Raw genomic sequence first — 18,890 nt, forward strand, 5'->3', positions numbered from 1 at the left:
TACCCCTTTGTGTTTTTTACAAGGCACACATAAGGGGACACACCGTCTATAAGTTAAGAACGTGTTCCACCCTTATATGTTTGGACAGTTTGAGTAGTCATTTTTCTCATGTTACCTTCCTCCTTCAAGATTAGTACTATTATTATAAATTATTTTTAAAAATTCTGACACTTTATTTAATCAACAAAAAAAGACTCATAAGGTAGTCAACGTACTACTCCTGAGACTTTATTATCTGTAGGTAAACGTAAATTATAGTTGAACAGTTACTTCTGATTTATGAACCAAAATCACACGAGGTACGTAAGGTTCATTCACTTTTCTGATCTCAAGGAAGTCCGAAGAATACACGTGGAGTACTTTGTGCAATTCATCGTGATAGGTTACAAGATCGCCTCTTTCAATAGTCATAGCTTTCACCCTAGTCGTTAGTTTCTATAGTTAATTATACCTAACTATTTCGGTAAAAAAATTGGGAAACATGAAGGGATTTAGTCGATAGATCGCAATAATTTAAGACTAGTTTCCTCTTACAGTTAAAGTTCAGGTATATTTATAGAAGGGAAAATTTATAGCGTGAGATTATACCTAATAAATGTAAATCTATTACGTGAACAAAGGCGGGGTAACAAATATGAACTTAGGGGAGAAGATTCGATATTTCCGAAGAGTCAAAAACTTATCCCAGCAAGAACTCGCTGCCGGGATATGTTCTGTACCTTATTTAAGTAAGATTGAAAATGGAGTCACTGAACCTTCAGAGGAAATACAGCAACATTTAGCAGAACGGTTAGGCATTAAGTTACATGCAAAAAACGAAAAAAGTATCATGCAAAACTATGTAGATCTTTTCTATTCTTTATATATGAGAGATTATCCAACAGCAAAGCAAAAATATGATAATCTAATTGATTTACCATCACAATCCGTTGAAGAAGATATTCTGAATAAAATATTTAAGAGCATGTACATTATGATGACAACCCAGGAAATACATGGAGTTCCTGAGATGTTAGATGAAGTTGCTTACATTGATGATGTGATTAAAGGAGAAAAGGCGTTTTACTATTTTTTAGCTCGATCACAACTCAGTTTTTATATAGAAGAATTCGAAGACTCTCATAATTATGTGTTAAAAGCTGAAAAACTGTTAGAAGAACACCGTTTTCAGGAATGGGAAAGAGGCTATTTGCTTTATATGGTTGGCCTTACAGCAAATCAGTTGTTTAAAAACATCATTGCTTTAGAATACACCCAATTGGCTCTTACCATATTTGAAAAAACGTATTTCTTTAAAAGGTGTGCAGATTGTAGGATTATACTTTCAATCGTACATACGAGGATTAAAAACTTTGACGAATCCATAAAGCAACTACTTCTAGCTGAAACCATTGCTAACTCGTTTGGGGATGAACCCCTCAAAGGAATTATTTATCACAATTTAGGCAGTATTGCTAATCATAAAGGGGAAAAGGAAAAAGCGATTGAACAGTATGCTCGAAGTTTAAAAGCGAAAGAAAATGAACCACTTGTTTCAAAAATTATGACGATCCATGCTCTGATTAAAAGTTACGAAAAAACGAATCAACCAGAAAAAGGCTTACAGTTACTAAACACTTGGATGAAAGAGGTAAAAGATAACCCTATTTATAAAGGTTATGAACTTCATTTTCTTTATTACAAAGAACTATTTACCCACGGTGAGCTTAAAGAATCGACCGTTCAATTCATGATAAAAGAAATGATTCCTTATTTAAAAAAGAGGAACGAATGGATCTTTTTAGCAGAATATTATCCGCTACTTGGAAAATACTTTGAGAATCAACAGAAATATAAACAGGCGAGCATGTATTATAATTTTGCGATGGAAGCCATGAGAAATATGTATGATTTAGGTGTCACTTACATTTAGTAAGTGTTTGTATCTATGCACGATAAATAATAAAAAACAAAAAACCCCATCTCAATTTGTGTGAGATGGGGTTTTTTGTTTGTTTTTCCGGTTAATCAGCACACTTCACTCACCGATCGCTCCTGAAGAATAACTACTAACTCCTCCGCTGAAATCGGTCGGCTGAAGAAGTATCCTTGCGCCTCATTACATTGCTTTTGCTGCAGAAACTGAAGCTGTTCTTCTGTCTCTACCCCTTCAGCTATTACCTTCAAATCCAAGTTATGAGCCATCGCGATTATCGTTTCTACAAGCGATGCGTCTTTCGGATCCGCATAGATATTACGTGTAAAGCTTTGATCAATTTTCAACGTATGAATCGGGAATGTCTTCAGATAGCTTAATGACGAATAGCCTGTTCCAAAATCATCAATTGATAAGTGAATCCCCATCTCTTTCAGCAACTGCATTTTCGCCACAGCATACTTCGAATCTTGTATAATACTTTCCGTCAGCTCAAGCTCTAGATATTGAGCATCAAGCCCTGTTTCTCTCAGGATTCTACTCACCCGCTCAACCAGGTCACTCTGCTGAAACTGACGTGAGGAAATGTTGACTGCCATCCGTAACGGTGCATATCCTGCGTTTTGCCATTCTTTATTTTGTAGACAAGCGCCGTGAAGCACCCATTCTCCGATCTGTAGAATCAGTCCTGTTTCTTCGGCGATCGGAATAAACTCAGCCGGTGAGATGGTACCCCATTCCGGATGATGCCAGCGTAAAAGAGCTTCAACTCCAATGATTCCGCCTGTTTCCACATCGATTTGAGGCTGATACACAATTTGGAACTCATCACGCTCCAATGCCTTTCGGAGACCGATCTCAAGCTTCATTTTTTTAGTAACAGCCTCATTCATCTCAGGTGTATAAAATTGAAAGTTGTTCTTCCCTTGTTCCTTTACACGGTACATTGCTGTGTCCGCATTCTTAATCAACGTTTCAATATCGCGTCCATCACCTGGGTACATTGCAATTCCAATCGACGGCGTCACAAAGAGCTCTTGCTCATTAACCATAACGGAACTGCTAAAAAGATCTACAATTTGCTGTGCTATTTTTGAGACTTCATCTGCCGTTGTATTTGGTATGAGTACAATAAATTCGTCCCCGCCCTGACGGCAGACGGTGTCGTTCTTTCCTACACATGATTGAATGCGCTTGGCTATTTCAATCAAAAGCTGGTCGCCGACTGCATGTCCAAGCGTATCGTTAATATACTTGAATCGATCGAGGTCGATGAACATGATGCCGATCGTCTGCTTATTTTCATCCGCCAGTTCAAGCGCTTGAGAAAGACGGTCGTTCAACAGAAGTCGATTCGGCAGACCTGTCAAAGGATCACGGTAGACCATTTGATTAATTTTTTTCTCGTTTCTTTTTCGCTCCGTAATGTCACGGATGATGCTGCTAAAATAAACATTTTCATCTTCCTGCCATGCTGCGAGCGACAGTTCGATCGGAAACTCACTTCCATCCTTTCGAAGTCCTTCTAACTCAACCGTGTTGCCAATCACTTTTGGTTCTCCAGATAAAAGATAACGTTCCATTCCTTGTTTATGCGCTTTTCTAAATTTGTCCGGTATAATGATCTCAAGATTTTTTCCTAAAGCTTCCTTTTCGGTAAAACCAAAAATCAGCTCTGCTCCTTTATTCCACGAAATGATGGTTCCTGTTCGATCTGACAGAATAATAGAATCGTTGGCAGACTCAATAACAGAGCGAAACTTTCTTTCTGATAGGATCGACTGATACTCAAACCTTCGATCGATGAATGTGCTGATGAACACCATCCCTAACAATATGAGGATTACAATTCCAATCGCATAAGCTAAAAGGGTACTGTTAAATGGCGTTGCTGTTAGATCAGCGTGATGTTGATGTGCTTTATAAGTGGCTGCCGACATCCCCGTATAATGCATTCCGGAAATGGCGATACCCATGAGCACCGCACTTCCTAACTTCACGAGCCATATTTTACTTGTTTTATAGTTTTGGCTGACAAAGGATAGTAAGTACAGTGCTACGACGGATGCGACAAACGCAATGATCGCCGAGAGCGTCCACAAAAACGGATTGTACTCTATTTCAGCGTTCATCTTCATCGCTTCCATGCCAGTGTAGTGCATGGAAACAATACCCGTCGCCATAAAAAGAGCTCCTAACAATACCTGCTTCCTCCCCATAACAGGGCGGCTGATGATAAAGAGAGCAATTCCTGATGAAATTATTGCTGGAATGATCGAAACGATTACGAGCGTCACATGGTAGGTGACGTTGATGGATAAGTGAAAAGCAAGCATCGCCACGAAATGCATGGCCCAAATGCCCATCCCCATCGCAAAAGCTCCCGAGATCATCCAAATGTACCGTGCGTATGATTTTGTTTTTTGTACCTGTATCCCTAAATCCAGCGCAGCATAAGAAGCAATTACTGCAATAATGATAGATAGAGAGACAAGCGGAATATGATATGTACTAGTAACGGCGTCCATTTATAGAAACTCTCCTTGTATATGAATCAAAAATACTTTACTTATTCTATATCGGTAAAATATTTACCGTATTAAGAGAGGTAATCATAATATTTTTAAACAGTTGTTTAACTCTATAGATTACCCTGTAGCTCTAGATTGTTATTGCATACTTTAAAAGGAAAATTATGTATAATAAAAGGATACTGGAAATAAAAGTTAAACTTGATTATAAGGAGTGGTTTTATGGTGTTAAAAAGAAATGCTGGTATACTTTCAATTCTTTTTTTATTAATCGCAGGATCTCCAATCATTCTGGCTGCATATAGTCAATTCATTGCGGACTATATGTTTCCTATTTTTTTCACTTTTATCGTCTTATCTTTGTTATTGGCTTTTTACGCGAAAAAAGGATTATCAAAACGGATAGCTACAACTCTCGTTTTTGGATTCATAAGCTTTGCCGCTCTCTTTTATCTAGGCATGCATATCTTCTGGTCAAAACCTTAAACAAGTAGAGTAACAGGAGGAATTCATCATGTTTTTTGGAATGCCTTTTCTTATTAGCATGGTTCCAGGCGTAATCGTCCTCTTTCTTACATGGTGGCTAAGAAAAAAGAACGTCTCTTTGTTCATCAAGCTTTTACCTAGTATAGGAACGGTGATTAGCTCCTTTGCCATTCTTTATGTAAGTTTAGAGTTCATTCGTGGTTTTGAAGGAGCAGGTTATGGAGTCCTGGCGTTTTTCTTACTTTGTTATGGAGTTGCCGCTTATTTCCTTGCTACAAAAAGAATCACCGTCATTCCAAACACAAAAAAAGGATAACCTGGCTCAAACCCCAGGTCATCCTCACCTTTTCCAGCCGTTTTACCCCAAACGAAACACAATCCCATGCCCGCCTTTTGGATATTCCCACTTGATGTTTTGATGCGGACACCCGATTCGGCAGCTTCCGCACTCGTGACAGCCCTCGTATCCTACGTGCATCCGAATCTCTTCCCACTTATACACTTCTGCCGGACAGAAAATCGTGCAGATTTTATCAGGACAGTGGTTCAAACACACATCGGCATCCATAACGGTGAGATGTGACTTTGTGTCTGCGTTAAAACGAACGAGATACTGTTTTTCTTCGATGCTCTGACACTTTCTTTCGCTCATTTACTTCATCACCTTCCACGCCCGGTACGCGTCACGAGCTAGTTTGAATTTCTCTCCAGCCGTTCCTACATCACGCCAAATTTTCTTCTGTTTCTCCCATTTTGATGAGCCATCGACCGTAAACATCTGGCTCGCCGCCTTGTTCACCATCGGAATGTACTTATCAAAATACTGAGGAAACTTATCAAAGTGATGCGTCGAATCTTTATACTTTTTCATATCCTGACCGACAAAACTGCTCATCAAACGCGTTTTATAATGATTGAGTGTAGCTTCCGAATAGTCGTCGCGTTCTTTTGCGAGGAGAACCGCTTCAGCTGCGAACTGACCGGACTTCATGGCAAGGTTTGATCCTTCCCGGTGGATGGCATTCACGAGCTGGGCGGCATCACCAACAACGAGCACCCCGTTCCCGGCTACTTTTGGCATCGATTTGTAGCCACCTTCTGGAATCATGTGCGCCAAATACTCGACAGGTTCGCCGCCCGCAATATAAGGGCGGATCATCGGATGATTCTTCACATATTCCAAGAGCTCATATGGTTTTATTTTATGCTTAATTAAGCCAGATAGAAGTGAACCGACGCCTAAGCTCAGTGTGTCTTTGTTCGTATAGAGAAATCCTGTGCCGAGAATTCCTTTTGTTGCATCACCAAACAGCTCGATCGTCGTTCCTTGGTTCTCTTCTAGATTGAATCGGTCCTCGATCGTCTTTTTGTCGAGCTTGATGATTTCCATTGTGGCGAGCGCTACTTCATCTGGCCTGAACTCTTTGTGGAAGCCGAGTGACTTGGCTAACAACGAATTCACGCCATCTGCCAGCACGACAACGTCCGCATACAGATCACCATCAGGTCGATCTGTTCGTACTCCAACTACTTTACCGTTTTCCACGATACACTCTAGAACAACGGTTTCGTTCACCAAAAGAGCTCCCTGCTCAACGGCTTTCCCCGCAAACCATTGATCGAACTTTGCCCGCAGTACCGTAAAGTTGTTGTACGGCTCCTGTCCCCATTCCATCCCCTTGTATCCGACGGTTACCGCAGATTCTTTGTCCATCATCATGAATCGCTGCTCAACGATCGGTCGCTCGAGCGGCGCTTCTTTCCAGAACTCTGGGATCACGTCCTCCATCATTTTGCGATAAAGTACACCGCCCATAACGTTCTTTGAGCCCGGATACTCTCCGCGTTCGATGAGTAATACGTTCACGCCAGCTTTCGCCAGTTCATACGCACAGGAAATGCCGGCAGGACCCGCACCAACAACGATTACATCAAACTTTTCAGACATGATCCACCACCTCCTGGTTAAACGCTTGTTTAAACTGTTGGATCAGAAGCGGCACGATCTCAAAGGCATCGCCAACAATGCCATAATGACTCGATTGGAAGATCGGAGCTTCCGGATCCTTGTTGATTGCGATGATCAGTCCAGAGTTCTGCATCCCTACAATGTGTTGAATAGCACCAGAAATGCCGATCGCAAAATAGATTTTTGGCGTAACCGTTAATCCTGTCTGTCCGACTTGGTGATGGTGCTCAACCCAGCCCGCTTCAACAACATCACGGCTCGCACCAACCGCTCCTCCTAGGGTTTCAGCGAGATCATGAACAACCTGGAATCCCTTCTCACTGCCTAGCCCTTTTCCACCAGCAACAACAATATCCGCTTCATCAATACGAACCTTCTGCGTCGTGAACTGAACAATCTCGAGCACCTTCGTTCGAATGTCTTCTTCTTTTATAGAAGCTGTTTCTTCTATTAATTGTCCTGTTCGGCCAGGTTCAGGCGAGAGTGCTTTCATCACTTTTGGACGGACCGTCGCCATCTGAGGTCTATACTTCTTACAAAGAATTGTTGCCATGATGTTACCGCCAAACGCTGGTCGGCTCGCAAGCAGCAATCCTGTGTCTTCTTCTATATCTAAAATCGTAGAGTCTGCGGTGAGTCCTGTTGGAAGGTCCGTCGCAACAGCGCTCGCTAAGTCTTTACCGGTCGATGTCGCACCATATAAAATGACTTCAGGCTTATACTTTTGACAGCATTCCAATAGTGCTTTCATATAAGACTCGGTTCGATAGTTTTTAAAAATGGTGTCATCATACACATAGACCGTGTCCGCTCCGTATTCATAAAGCGTATCGGCGAGATGTGTGACGTTCTCTCCGATCAATACGCCAGCAAGCTCGGTGCCACGTTTGTCTGCGAGTTCCTTACCCGCGCCTAACAACTCAAGCGAAACCGGAACGACCTCACCGTCTTTTACCTCAATAAAAACCCAAATGCCTGAATAATCCTCAAAGCTCAACGCCAGACCCTCCCTTCACCGCAAAAAGCTCTTTCTTCTTCAATAAAAGATCCAGCAGCTGTTCCGTCTGCTGAGCTGCATCCCCTTCTAGCATCTCACCGCCACTTGGTTTTGTGGGTGCCCAAACTTTCGAAACGATCGTCGGCGAGCCTTTGAGTCCGAGCTGCGTTCTCTCCACATCCTCTAGATCCGCAACTGCCCAGATAACAGGCTGATAACGAGCCGCTTTCAGCATGTTCGTCATCGACGAATACGGAACTTCATTGATCTCTTTTTCAACTGACATCAAACAAGGCATCGTCGATTGGATGACCTCATAGCCGTCCTCCAGCTTTCGGTGAACGATCGCATACCCTTCCTCGACGTTGATCTCCTTTACCTTGTTGACAGAAGTGAGCGGAGGCATGTCTAACCGGCGTGCGATTCCTGGTCCAACTTGTCCCGTATCTCCGTCAATCGTCATCTTTCCGCAGATGATCAGGTCGACCGGCTTAATTTGCGAGATTTTCTCTATTGCTTTCGTGAGTGCGTAGCTCGTCGCAAGCGTATCCGCACCGGCAAACGCTCGGTCCGAGATCATGTAACCTTCATCTGCCCCGATCTCGATGCATTTTTTGATTGCTTTTACGGCTGGTGGAGGACCCATCGTCAGCACCGAAACCGTTCCTCCGTATCTCTTTTTTAGACGCACCGCTTCTTCGACCGCATGGGCGTCATATGGATTGAGTATCGCAGGCGCACTTGCGCGGTCCATCGTATTCGTCTTCGGGTTCATCTTGATGATCTTCGTATCCGGTACCTGCTTGATGCAAGCCACAATATGAAGCATTCGACCCCTCCTCTAATCACAGGCATATCTCACATAAGAAGCCACTTGTATGATGATTATTACTACTATATGGAGGGCTTGTTTAATACATGACGGATTTCTATACATAATTAAAAAGAGCACTTCTCCTTCTGAAGAAATGCTCCCGTTTGGTTGAATAATTTTTATTCCCTAAAAGAATGCTTGCTATTAATAATTGTTTTTAGATTCCCACGCCATAAAACGTCTTTTAATTCCCTTGGACGGAAAGGTAAAATGGGTGTTAAATAGGGAATTCCATAAGGTTTTAAATAGGTTGCCCATAAAAAAAATAGTGTAAAAGCTACGATTAATCCACTAAAACCAAGGAAGTAAGCAACGATTAACATCAACCACCGAAGAGTCGTTGATAGCGGAACGATGCCTTTTACAAGGACTAAGAACACACACAACTGATTTAATCCCGCAACTACTAATCCAGCAGGGCTGATCAAATGGATGGTTAATGCATGTTCACCGACTACCAACGTGGCTAATACGGTGATCATAATCGTTAAACTTTTATAGATATGCAAAGAAACATCGAACGTTATCCTTAGAATAAATAAGATAAATGCCATTTCCCAAAACGCACCCAGTACCTCTTTACCGTGAAACCACCCATTAATGACTTCGGATTCAATACTCCCCGAATGAAACCTTTCCACGGCTACATAGATACTAGGTAAAAATACAGTTACCAAAAACCCAAACATTCTCATCAAACGATTTGCAAAGGAACCGTAACTAGTCGTATACTCGTTTTCCGTTTGAAACAATTCCCAAAATAGTAATGGTGCAACTAATGCATAAGGGGTGTGGTCCGCTATAATCACTACTTTACCTTGCATGAGATCAGAAGCGATTGTTTCAAACCGTTCTGTAAACTTCGTCGTAGGAAACAATCCCGAACCTTTAACCTTTAATTCATCTGCTATCACTTCTGCATTAAACATATAGTCTATTTCTAGTAAAGAGATTTTTTTCATGACACGCTTCAACGTGGTTGTATCTACTTTTCCCTCAATATAAAACACTTTTACATTGGTCTTTGCATCTCTGCCAATGATATAATTTACAATTTTTAAAGGCGCCCCGTTTACCATATGTTTAAGGATTTTCGTGTTAGTTTCCAATGATTCAGTCATGCCAATCTCTTGACCGAATACAGTCCGTTCGCTCGTTGCTTCCTCTAAAGCACGTTCGGGTAATTTCGAATTCTGTTGTTCATTTTGTTCAATTAATTTTTCCAACAATCTCTCTATGTTTTTACTCAATGAATACCACACCTCATTTCAAAGGGTAGTATTCCCATGAATAAAGCTAAAAAACCTAAATACAGAAAACATGAGGAGGTTTGAATACAAAGGGTTTCTGCCCGTACAAACCACAAAATCATCTGCTGAATCAGTCCATATACATTCCTGTTTATGTGAAGATTCCGGATGGGAAGAACCGTCCAAAGCCAACAGAGTTAACTTTTACGACTACCTCTGAAGCAGATAACAGTAAAATCTCGACCGTGGTTCACAAGGTCGGACCTGGGAAAGGTAAATAAAATGGAAAGGAGGAGTGATCGCGATGATCACTCCTCTCCTTTTTAAAACGCGTATTGAAACAGCCCATAATAGAGAGGACCGATCATAATTAGTGCCGTAATACCGAATACCGCTGGGCGAGCGGCTCTTGGAATCTCGTTTGCGTCTTCATTAAACTTCTTAAGTCCATACGCTAGATCCCACACCAATCCACCGATGAAAACAACTTTCCATAGAAGTGGTGTGAAGAGCTCATTGCTCGTTACATACCCGAACAATCCGATCCACGTAATGATTGAAATAACGAAATCTAGTTTCGCAGAGTGAGTCTTGTATCCGCCTTTAATGAAATAGCCGATGGCAAGAGTACCTAGAATTCCAAGATAAAGTGTCCATAAAATATTCGTCATACCCTCATGTCCCCTTTTTTCTGTCTGTGATTTTATTATAAATCTTACATTTACTTCCGAAAAGGTGTGTTGGTAGACTTTTTGTTATATAAAAAAAGCAACTTCGCTTAGGAAGTTGCTTTACTTTTGTGTTGTGGGTGGTTTTACGGTACGTGTTTTTATATTTGTTACACGTTCACCGGTAAATGGTGCGTGACCACCTGTAGATGGCTGCTAACCACCTGAAACGATGCTGTGACCACTGGTAGACACCCCACGACCACCTGTAAACCACACATAACCACCGATAGCAGGTATAAACACGTTTAACAAAACCCTCTTACACACAAAAATCACACTCAATCTATATGCTTAACCTGTAAATTCTCAAAAATAGCTTCTCCACCTTCAGAAAATAGCGTTATTCCCTGATCATGATGCTCCGGATACACAAGACTTGAGTGCGCGACTCTTCCATCATCTACAAACACTTCCACACTTGTCTTATCCACGAGGATTTTTAAGTGAACATTTCGTTTTTCAGAAGAAAATGGCGCTTTGCTCTCTACATGTTGACCGCTTTTATCGGGTTGGTTAGCAGCCGATCGGTTCACGTAGGAAAACTGCCCTTCTGTATGAATCCCCACATCAATATGGCGGTTCTTATCTTCGGACTCTCGAAGTCTTAAACCTATATTCTGGCTGTCTTCCCAGCTGATATCTGTTTCTAACACGTACGAATCTCCAGATACATCGAGCGTTTTTTCTCCATCCACTTTAACCTGCTGGAATGAATCCCTATAACTCGTTAAGTGATCTAATGCCGCAACGGGTTGTGACGCTAAATAATACCGATCAGCATCAGCATCTCGTTTCAACTGAAGTTCACGCACCACTGAATCCATACCGTTAAAATCTTCTTTCATCGTCGGCGTTTCGTGCGGATAACTCCAGTTGTTCATCCAAGCGAGCGCATATCTTTTCGCATCAGGATCACTCTTCTCTCTTTCATCGAACGTCACGCCGCCATACCAATCAAAGCCGTGATCCAGCCATTCTGGTTCCTCATGATCAACGGCAAACGACTCTCCGTTAAAATCTCCTGTCCAATACGCGTACGTGTTAGGCTTTCCAGACGAGAGGCCGTTCGCGCTCACACCGAGCACCCATTGCAACGTTCCATCGTCCGCTCGCATCAAAAAGAGATCAGGACATTCAACTAGCCCAATATCTTTTGTTTGAAAATCGCTCGTAAACCTCCAGTTTTTCACATCTTCCGACTCATAAAATCCGATTTTCGTCCCTTCTGCCATCAGCATGATCCATTTTTTTCGCTCATTATCCCTGACGACTTTAGGGTCTCTAAAATCTTTCGTTCCCGGATTATCTAAGACCGGATCCTCGCCATGAGGTTTAAACGTCTTTCCTTCATCCGTACTGTACCAGAGAAACTGCTTTTGTTTTCCGCCGTCTTTTGAAGGCTGTGTCAGAATTGCGATAAATGCATTCTTCCCGAACCCAGCGGTATTTTCTTTATCGATTACTACAGAACCTGACCAAACATCTCCGTTGCCATTTGTAAATTTCGGTATCGCCACGCCTTCATCTTTCCAGTTCACAAGGTCTTCTGACGTTGCATGACGCCACTCTGTTCCGTTTTCGTCTGGGAAATCTTTGTTATACAAATAGTAGTAGTGATATTTCCCTTTATAATAGACCGGCTTCTGCGGATCGTTCTTCCACTTATCAGGCGTTGTAAAATGATAATCCGCCCGGTACGATGGATCGTTCTCCTTTTTCGGAACCGGCTTACTCGATTCCTCCACTAAATGATTCACTAGTAACATGCCTGCAAACAGTAAACTTAGAATAAATAATAATGGCCATTTGTCATTCTTATACATTGGTTAACCTCCTAGTGATCCCTAAATAAAAAGAAATGCCATCTCTGGCATTTCCTTTTGGTTGATTTGTAGGGTAGGTCGAAAATTGAATGATAGAAAAATCTTTATTACTTCGTTAGTTGTCCTTGTTCAAGGATGCTGTTTTTCACAACAGATGTGTGTGGGCCTTTGATGTTCATCTCGAAGCTTGGTGCAAATGTTGATTTACGATCTTCGAAAAAGCCTCTGTTTGTCATGTAGCTTGTTACAACGACATTGTCGCTATTTTCTTGTGGAATCGCGTAGTGTGCATACGTCCAAGTGATGTCTTTCGGATCTTGGTCTTGGTGCAGCACGATACCCGTTTTATTCAACGGCTTGAACGGACCGTCTAGAGAGTTCGCAGAATATCCAAGCATGTAGATGTCTTTGTCATCAATGCCGTCAATTGTCATTTTAGAACCACGACTGCTTGTGAAGAGGTACCATTTGCCATCTTTTTTGAAGATGTTCGGTCGCTCGATCTCATCTGTTACGGTGTTAGATACGATCAGTGGCTTCATCACTTTTTTCACAGAATAATCGTCGTTGATTTCGATGATTCCGATCGCACCGTTTGCTTTTTCAGCTGTTTCTTTCTTGTCGCTTGCTAAAAGCTTCTTCTTTTCATCTTGGAAGAAAGCGTTGCTCTTTCCGTAGTACGCTTGGTTATAAAGAGATTCTTCTCCTTGGTAACCTGTTTCAGTACCTGTGTTGGCTTCAAATACTAAATATTTGCGGCCGTCTTCTTCGATATAGTGAGGATCTCTGAACGTATGGTTATCGTTGTAGTCTCCACCACCGAATGCTTTTTCAACCGTTTGGTACATCTTGCTGTCTCCGCCTTCAAAGATAGACTTGTAATCTTCTACACCGTCGATCTCAAGCGTTTTGCTATCTGGTTGAGAAAGGTTTACTTGTGCGGTTGTTAACGTTTGTTTACCGAAACGGTCTTGATCAGGCTTGAATGCTTCACGGTTTGTATAGAACAAACGAACTTCGCCTTCAGAGGTGAACGTTGCAGAACCAGACCACTCTTCAGATTGACGCTCTAAGTATTTATCGTTTGCTTTGAATTTGTCATCGTCCTCGAAAACACGTCCAGCATTTTTCCAGGCATCGATGGATTGGTCATCTGCTTTTTTATAGAACATGTAGATGAACGTGTCGTTCGGGTTCTTCGGGTCACCCGCTAGACCGAAAACGATGTGATAGCCTTTATATTCAGCAACCGTTCCGTCCGCGTTTTGAAGTGGCCACGTATCCCACACATCCATGTCGATCTGTTTGCCGTTTTCGTCAACCTTCTTAGCTGACTCTACGTTCTTGATCGTTGATGCATCAAATTTTGGCACCGTATATTTTGGATCGTTATGTTGATTGATCATCTGCTTCATGTCGTAGCGCGTGATCTGTGAAGTTCCGTACGTTTCTTTAAAATCTGAAGGGGTTTGACCTGACGCGAATGTTGTTGCGCCCCCTCCTAATAAAATCGCAGTACTGAGTGATACGACAGCTACTTTTTTCGCCATATTACGATAGTTCATACGTATTCCTCCTATGTGATTTTCGTTGGGACTGATCTAGCAGTTCCAATCTGTTGTGACTTGCAAGTACAAGTATAGGGGAGGTTTTGGCAAGTAGATATGGCATAGATTGATGAGGATTTCGTCTTAAATTGATATCTTGTAAATGGTTTTGGTGAAAAGCATCATTGTATTGATAAGTTGTTACTGTGTAAGATGCAAGACAGGTAAGAATATTAATTACTAAACACCGAGGTGGCTCACTGCATGTTCCCTGCAAGGGAGATCCACCACTTTCACAACAAAAAAGACCCCTTATCAAGGAGTCTCATCACTCTTGTGTTTCACGTGCTCTGTCCCAAGAAAGCTGAAATTCGCGCAACAGCTGCTGTCGTGTCAGTTGTTTACCTACATACATCTGCATGGCAGATCCAAACTCTTCTTTCACCCCTGCGGGAAAACCGTTCCAGTTAGCATCCAGTGTGTTGCCTTTTTTGTATGCGGCTATCGTCTCTTTTGCAAGCGGTCCTAAGTCATCCGTTTTAATGTTTTTAAAAACCGGGATGAACTTAAAGCGCTCGGTGATGAATGTTTGCCCTTTTTCAGAACTCACCATCCAGTTTAAAAAGCGCTTCGCTTCTTTCTTATCTGATGAATCTGCCTGCTTGTTCACGACCCAATAGTTCGGCACGCTCACCACAAGCTGATCTGTCGGATCGGCGTTAATCGGTATCGGCATAAATCCAACATCCAGGTTAGAAGCACGTTCATCGATCATCGGCTGAATCCAGTTTCCTTGAAGAATCATCGCGGCTTTCCCTTTCCCAAAGAGGTTCACTTCCATGTTGTAATCCGTCGTTAACGGATCGGCGTTTCCGTATTCCAGCGTAACATCCAACAGATCGATCACATCATGAAACAAGGGGTTATCCGGAATTTGAACTTCACCTGCATTCAACTTTTTTATAAAAGCATCAGGATCTTTCTGTCTCGCAAAAGCCACGTTTAATAAGTGGACACCGAGCTTCCAGTCCTCATAATAGCCGGTTGCGAACGGGGTGATTCCTTTTTTCTCTAGCATCGCCGCTGCCTTTTTCAACTCTGAAAGTGTCTCTGGTGCTCGCTCGACACCCGCACGTTGAAACAGCTCCTTATTATAAATAAAGCCGTAGCCTTCTAAATTCATAGGCATTCCGTACACGTTTCCGTCCATTTTGATCGCGTCAAGCGTACCTGGATAGACTTCCTTGACCCATCGCTCATCTGACAAATTTTCTAGGTACGGCAGCCACGTCTCAGCATTCTCATACCCTGTGTTTGTAAAAATATCCGGCCCCTTTCCTGAAGCGAGCTCCGCTTTCAAGTCAGAATAATCATCAGCTGCTCCTCCGACCGTACGAATCCGTATATCAATCTCAGGATTTTCTTTTTCATATACTTTCGCGAGCTCTTCAAATTCAGAAGCGATCTCTACTTTCGGATTACGAATATCGAGAACGACCTTTTTCTCTATCTTTGCTTCTTTTTTAGGCCTCGTATCACTCTCTGTCTGACAGCCCGCGAGAAGGATCATTATCATACCGATACTTACATACTGCTTTTTCATGTCTTCTGGAATCACCCCTTTCTATAAAAATTTTCAGCTTATGCTTTTTCACCATTTCGATATTCAAACGGGGTTATACCCACTTCTTTTTTAAAAAGCTTAGAAAAGTATTTTTCATCTTGATACCCGAGCATCGTTGATATCGAAAAGATGCTTTCATCACTTTCCTTCAACCAACGTTTCGCCTGGTCAATCCTCAATTTTGTTATATATTTGGACAACGTCATGCCCGTTTCTTGCTTAAATTTACGAGAGATATGCTCCCGGCTGAAAAAGAACCGGTTCGCTAGTCTCTCTAAACTCATATCTTCCATGTAGTATGTTTCAACATACGAAATAATATCGTTCATGCGCTGTTTCGCTTCAAGTTCGTCCAATCGCTGGATCGATCGGTAGTTTTGGTTTTCAAGCTCACTTTGGAGATCGTTATATTTTTCGTGAATCTCCTGAAGTGACTGCAGCTCGCACTTTACGAGGCGCACCGGTATATCAAGCTCACGGCTCAAACTCTCTTCTACCAAAAACCACTCTTCCGGCAAGGTGATGAGCACACTTTGGTTACTATCACCCGGCAGCATTACAGCGTTCCCGATTTCCTGATCTACCAACTCATCAGCTAGTTTTTCAATATAAGGTGTCGGCTGATGCATCTGATAGAACGTTAATAATGTAAAATCATATTTTTCAGATGGTGGCAGGTTTGATGCGATGAAATCAAGGTCAGCCGGCTCACCGAGACAAGCGGCTAACATCGTCTGACTCCATCGAATCTTGACCGCATCCTCTTGGTACAGACGAGACTTTCTTTCCTCATCATAAGCGGCAACAGCTTTTTTCAGTACGTTGTTAAACGCCTCATCCTCGACCGGTTTTAATAGATAATCGAAGCTGTTATGCTGAATAGCTTTTCTCATAAACTGATAATCATCGTAACCCGTTATTAGTACTACTTTGCCTTCATACGAGATAGAATCCAGCCATTCAATCAGATCCAAGCCACTCATGCCAGGCATCTTAATATCGGTAAAAATAATTTCCGGCTGCTCTTTCTCGATGATTTTCTTCGCTTCGTTTCCGTTTGCTGCTTCCAAGAGCTCCGTTATCCCGTGTTCATCCCATTTCCCGATATACCGAATAACATCGCGGACATTGAACTCATCGTCAGCTATCAACACTTTCATTTGTTTCCCTACTTTCTGTCACTAAACTCTGGGCTCATCGCTAGAATCTTTTGGAATGACAATCGTCACCGAAAAACCTTGTCCATTCAGCTGATCCACTAGGAAATCAGCTCGCTTGCCATAGTTTAGAATCAGTCGCTGATATATATTCTTCAGTCCGATATGTTCGTTTACAGGGGTACCTTCCGCTGTTGAATCGTAAATGTTATCTCGTAAACGCTCTAAATCGCTTGATGTAATTTCAGGTCCTTTATTATTTTTAACAACTAGGTAGAGAGAATCTCCTTTCACCTCTCCCGAAACCGTCAGTTGCGCTTCGTAAAAGCCCTCTTCATACACATGCTTGAAAAAATTTTCAACGAGCGGTTGTAAAATCATACTTGGAATCTTACTCTCGAGCACCTCGTCACTAAACTCCATCGAATATTGAAGCTCTTTTCCGAATCGTGCCTGTTGCAGAGTGAGGTAGGCCTTAATATAATCCACTTCATTCTGCACGCTCACCCACTGATTCGCTTGCATGGAATAACGCATCATTTTAGATAGAGAGGTTATCAGGCCATACACTTGCGGAGACTTGGAACGAAGAGCCACCGCTCCGATCGATTGCAGAGCATTGAACAAAAAGTGTGGATTCACTTGTGACTTCAACGCGCGAAATTGATTTCTTCGATTCTCAATTTCCAACTTATATTCACGATTAATATGAAGATTGATTCGATCCGTCATGTCTTTAATATGTCGTTCCAAGTGCCCAATCTCATCTTGTCGATCGTTCTCAAAAGGAATCTCGATATGTCCCCCTTCGATCCCGCGCACCTTCTCACTCAGTTCTCGAATCGGTCGAGAAATTTTATATGAGATGAAACTAATCATGAGAAGACCTAAAAGGCCAACACCAAGTCCTACGATTATATTGATGGTTGCCGTCTTCCGGACATCGCGGAACAGTACGTCACTCGGCGTCTTTTTCACTAATTTCCAGTCTTCAACTGGTCCATCTAATGTCTTTGTTAACGATATTTCTTTATCTGTCGTTCCTTTTTGGATCCGACTTTTTAGCTCGGATGGAACCCGCTTACCTATTAATGAAGCATCCGTCGCATACATGATTTCGTTTTGATCATTAATCAGATAGGCAGATGACCCGTTTTCCCCCGCTAAGTTACTCACGATTTTTGAATACTCACCTAAACTAATGTCCATCGTCATGATTCCAAGAAACTTGTCAGACGGCACTTCCTTTATTTTATGATGAATGCTTAACACCTTCGTCCGGTCTGACTCTGGAATAATCGCCGCATTGTTGTAGTTTTTTATCACATGTGGCCGCTCGATCACATAATTTTTATTGGTTTTAAACAATTGTTTAATGTGTTCTTGATCCAGTAGATTCGGCTGCGGTTTACGTGTACTAACAGTCGCGTTATAAACGGTAAACGACTCTTTTCCTTCATTTAAATAAAACCGGAGCTGGCGAATCTCGTTTCTCGTTAAGTAAAACGTCTCAATACTCTTCTCGACAGAATCCTGATCAAAATAGATCGAGTCTTCAAACCCCTCCGTAAAAATTCGGAACAGATCTGGATTTCGATACAAGATATACGGGAGGTTCACCATGTCATCAAAATATTGTTGGAGGTCTTCCGCATTTTTCTCCAGCTGCATCTGGCTGTTATTCAGTTCATATTCCTCAACACTGTTCTTCGTATAAGCATAAATGAGAAAAATCGTTAAAAAATACGGCACGATAATAAAACCGAGCAGCATAAGCAACAAACGACTATGTATACTTTTCACGCGCGACCTCCTTTACATGAAGTTTTTCCTATTATTGTGCAATCAAAACGAGGTTTGGATGTTTTAGTTGTTCGTGGTGGTGGGTGGTTTTGTGAGGATTTGTTTGTTGTGGGGATGGGCAGTGAGAGGTTTTCAGCAAGGTATTTTAAATTGGACAGATTAATAGCTGAAATGGACAGATTA

Annotated in this window: 17 protein-coding genes; 4 read left to right on the plus strand and 13 right to left on the minus strand. The window is 42.0% G+C overall.

The window, feature by feature from the left end; translation table 11 throughout:
- Window positions 1-252: 252 nt before the first annotated feature.
- A complete protein-coding gene (locus tag I5J82_RS14945; protein WP_198768513.1) occupies window positions 253-411 on the minus strand; it encodes a hypothetical protein in 159 nt (52 codons plus the stop codon).
- Between the two features lie 223 nt (window positions 412-634).
- Between I5J82_RS14945 and I5J82_RS14950 the strand changes: the two genes are divergently transcribed.
- Window positions 635-1,912, plus strand: coding sequence for a helix-turn-helix transcriptional regulator (locus I5J82_RS14950; protein WP_198768514.1), 1,278 nt, complete (start codon window positions 635-637; stop codon window positions 1,910-1,912).
- A gap of 95 nt (window positions 1,913-2,007) precedes the next feature.
- Here the strand turns inward: I5J82_RS14950 and I5J82_RS14955 are convergent, their stop codons facing one another.
- On the minus strand, window positions 2,008-4,443 hold the full coding sequence (locus I5J82_RS14955) for a bifunctional diguanylate cyclase/phosphodiesterase (RefSeq protein ID WP_198768515.1): 2,436 nt from the start codon (window positions 4,441-4,443) through the stop codon (window positions 2,008-2,010).
- A gap of 225 nt (window positions 4,444-4,668) precedes the next feature.
- Between I5J82_RS14955 and I5J82_RS14960 the strand changes: the two genes are divergently transcribed.
- Window positions 4,669-4,932 carry a hypothetical protein gene (locus I5J82_RS14960; RefSeq protein ID WP_198768516.1) on the plus strand — a complete coding sequence of 88 codons (264 nt, stop codon included), beginning with the start codon at window positions 4,669-4,671 and terminating at the stop codon, window positions 4,930-4,932.
- Window positions 4,933-4,960: 28 nt separating this feature from the next.
- The gene (locus tag I5J82_RS14965) at window positions 4,961-5,248 is read left to right on the plus strand and encodes a YesK family protein (RefSeq protein ID WP_198768517.1); all 288 of its coding nucleotides are present in this window, start codon (window positions 4,961-4,963) and stop codon (window positions 5,246-5,248) included.
- 42 nt (window positions 5,249-5,290) lie between these two features.
- Here the strand turns inward: I5J82_RS14965 and I5J82_RS14970 are convergent, their stop codons facing one another.
- The 5 genes from I5J82_RS14970 to I5J82_RS14990 all read right to left on the minus strand — a co-directional run bounded on the left by I5J82_RS14970 (window position 5,291) and on the right by I5J82_RS14990 (window position 10,022).
- Window positions 5,291-5,584, minus strand: coding sequence for a ferredoxin family protein (locus I5J82_RS14970; protein WP_066398362.1), 294 nt, complete (start codon window positions 5,582-5,584; stop codon window positions 5,291-5,293).
- Entirely contained in the window at window positions 5,585-6,880 is a 1,296-nt protein-coding gene (locus I5J82_RS14975) for an FAD-dependent oxidoreductase (RefSeq protein WP_198768518.1), read from the minus strand.
- Window positions 6,873-7,898, minus strand: a complete 1,026-nt coding sequence (locus I5J82_RS14980) for an electron transfer flavoprotein subunit alpha/FixB family protein (RefSeq protein ID WP_198768519.1) — start codon at window positions 7,896-7,898, stop codon at window positions 6,873-6,875. Before I5J82_RS14980 ends, I5J82_RS14975 begins: the two co-directional genes overlap by 8 nt.
- Window positions 7,888-8,727 carry an electron transfer flavoprotein subunit beta/FixA family protein gene (locus tag I5J82_RS14985; protein ID WP_198768520.1) on the minus strand — a complete coding sequence of 280 codons (840 nt, stop codon included), beginning with the start codon at window positions 8,725-8,727 and terminating at the stop codon, window positions 7,888-7,890. Before I5J82_RS14985 ends, I5J82_RS14980 begins: the two co-directional genes overlap by 11 nt.
- Window positions 8,728-8,891: 164 nt before the next feature.
- Entirely contained in the window at window positions 8,892-10,022 is a 1,131-nt protein-coding gene (locus tag I5J82_RS14990) for a spore germination protein (RefSeq protein WP_198768521.1), read from the minus strand.
- A gap of 80 nt (window positions 10,023-10,102) precedes the next feature.
- Here I5J82_RS14990 and I5J82_RS14995 point away from each other — a divergent pair, with 80 nt between their 5' ends.
- A complete protein-coding gene (locus tag I5J82_RS14995) occupies window positions 10,103-10,303 on the plus strand; it encodes a hypothetical protein (RefSeq protein WP_198768522.1) in 201 nt (66 codons plus the stop codon).
- 42 nt (window positions 10,304-10,345) lie between these two features.
- Here I5J82_RS14995 and I5J82_RS15000 read toward each other — a convergent pair whose 3' ends face one another.
- From I5J82_RS15000 to I5J82_RS15025, 6 genes are all read right to left on the minus strand, one after another.
- Window positions 10,346-10,693 (minus strand): hypothetical protein, encoded by a 348-nt coding sequence (locus I5J82_RS15000; protein WP_198768523.1) that lies wholly within the window; start codon window positions 10,691-10,693, stop codon window positions 10,346-10,348.
- 338 nt (window positions 10,694-11,031) lie between these two features.
- Window positions 11,032-12,576: a glycoside hydrolase family 32 protein gene (locus I5J82_RS15005; protein WP_198768524.1), complete on the minus strand. Its 1,545-nt coding sequence runs from the start codon at window positions 12,574-12,576 to the stop codon at window positions 11,032-11,034.
- 107 nt (window positions 12,577-12,683) lie between these two features.
- Window positions 12,684-14,141 (minus strand): glycoside hydrolase family 68 protein, encoded by a 1,458-nt coding sequence (locus I5J82_RS15010; RefSeq protein WP_198768525.1) that lies wholly within the window; start codon window positions 14,139-14,141, stop codon window positions 12,684-12,686.
- A gap of 310 nt (window positions 14,142-14,451) precedes the next feature.
- Window positions 14,452-15,726 carry an ABC transporter substrate-binding protein gene (locus I5J82_RS15015; RefSeq protein WP_198768526.1) on the minus strand — a complete coding sequence of 425 codons (1,275 nt, stop codon included), beginning with the start codon at window positions 15,724-15,726 and terminating at the stop codon, window positions 14,452-14,454.
- Window positions 15,727-15,764: 38 nt separating this feature from the next.
- Complete coding sequence (locus I5J82_RS15020; RefSeq protein ID WP_198768527.1) at window positions 15,765-16,907, minus strand: response regulator; 1,143 nt, start codon at window positions 16,905-16,907, stop codon at window positions 15,765-15,767.
- A gap of 21 nt (window positions 16,908-16,928) precedes the next feature.
- Complete coding sequence (locus I5J82_RS15025) at window positions 16,929-18,707, minus strand: cache domain-containing sensor histidine kinase (protein ID WP_198768528.1); 1,779 nt, start codon at window positions 18,705-18,707, stop codon at window positions 16,929-16,931.
- Window positions 18,708-18,890: the final 183 nt, after the last annotated feature.

The sequence above is a fragment of the Fictibacillus halophilus genome, assembly GCF_016401385.1.
GTDB lineage: Bacteria > Bacillota > Bacilli > Bacillales > Fictibacillaceae > Fictibacillus > Fictibacillus halophilus.

Bases quoted from the DNA above. Each gene is read 5' to 3' on its own strand.
- I5J82_RS14945 (WP_198768513.1), bottom strand. From the start codon at position 411: ATGACTATTGAAAGAGGCGATCTTGTAACCTATCACGATGAATTGCAC.
- I5J82_RS14950 (WP_198768514.1), top strand. From the start codon at position 635: ATGAACTTAGGGGAGAAGATTCGATATTTCCGAAGAGTCAAAAACTTA.
- I5J82_RS14955 (WP_198768515.1), bottom strand. From the start codon at position 4,443: ATGGACGCCGTTACTAGTACATATCATATTCCGCTTGTCTCTCTATCT.
- I5J82_RS14960 (WP_198768516.1), top strand. From the start codon at position 4,669: ATGGTGTTAAAAAGAAATGCTGGTATACTTTCAATTCTTTTTTTATTA.
- I5J82_RS14965 (WP_198768517.1), top strand. From the start codon at position 4,961: ATGTTTTTTGGAATGCCTTTTCTTATTAGCATGGTTCCAGGCGTAATC.
- I5J82_RS14970 (WP_066398362.1), bottom strand. From the start codon at position 5,584: ATGAGCGAAAGAAAGTGTCAGAGCATCGAAGAAAAACAGTATCTCGTT.
- I5J82_RS14975 (WP_198768518.1), bottom strand. From the start codon at position 6,880: ATGTCTGAAAAGTTTGATGTAATCGTTGTTGGTGCGGGTCCTGCCGGC.
- I5J82_RS14985 (WP_198768520.1), bottom strand. From the start codon at position 8,727: ATGCTTCATATTGTGGCTTGCATCAAGCAGGTACCGGATACGAAGATC.
- I5J82_RS15000 (WP_198768523.1), bottom strand. From the start codon at position 10,693: ATGACGAATATTTTATGGACACTTTATCTTGGAATTCTAGGTACTCTT.
- I5J82_RS15005 (WP_198768524.1), bottom strand. From the start codon at position 12,576: ATGTATAAGAATGACAAATGGCCATTATTATTTATTCTAAGTTTACTG.
- I5J82_RS15010 (WP_198768525.1), bottom strand. From the start codon at position 14,141: ATGAACTATCGTAATATGGCGAAAAAAGTAGCTGTCGTATCACTCAGT.
- I5J82_RS15015 (WP_198768526.1), bottom strand. From the start codon at position 15,726: ATGAAAAAGCAGTATGTAAGTATCGGTATGATAATGATCCTTCTCGCG.
- I5J82_RS15020 (WP_198768527.1), bottom strand. From the start codon at position 16,907: ATGAAAGTGTTGATAGCTGACGATGAGTTCAATGTCCGCGATGTTATT.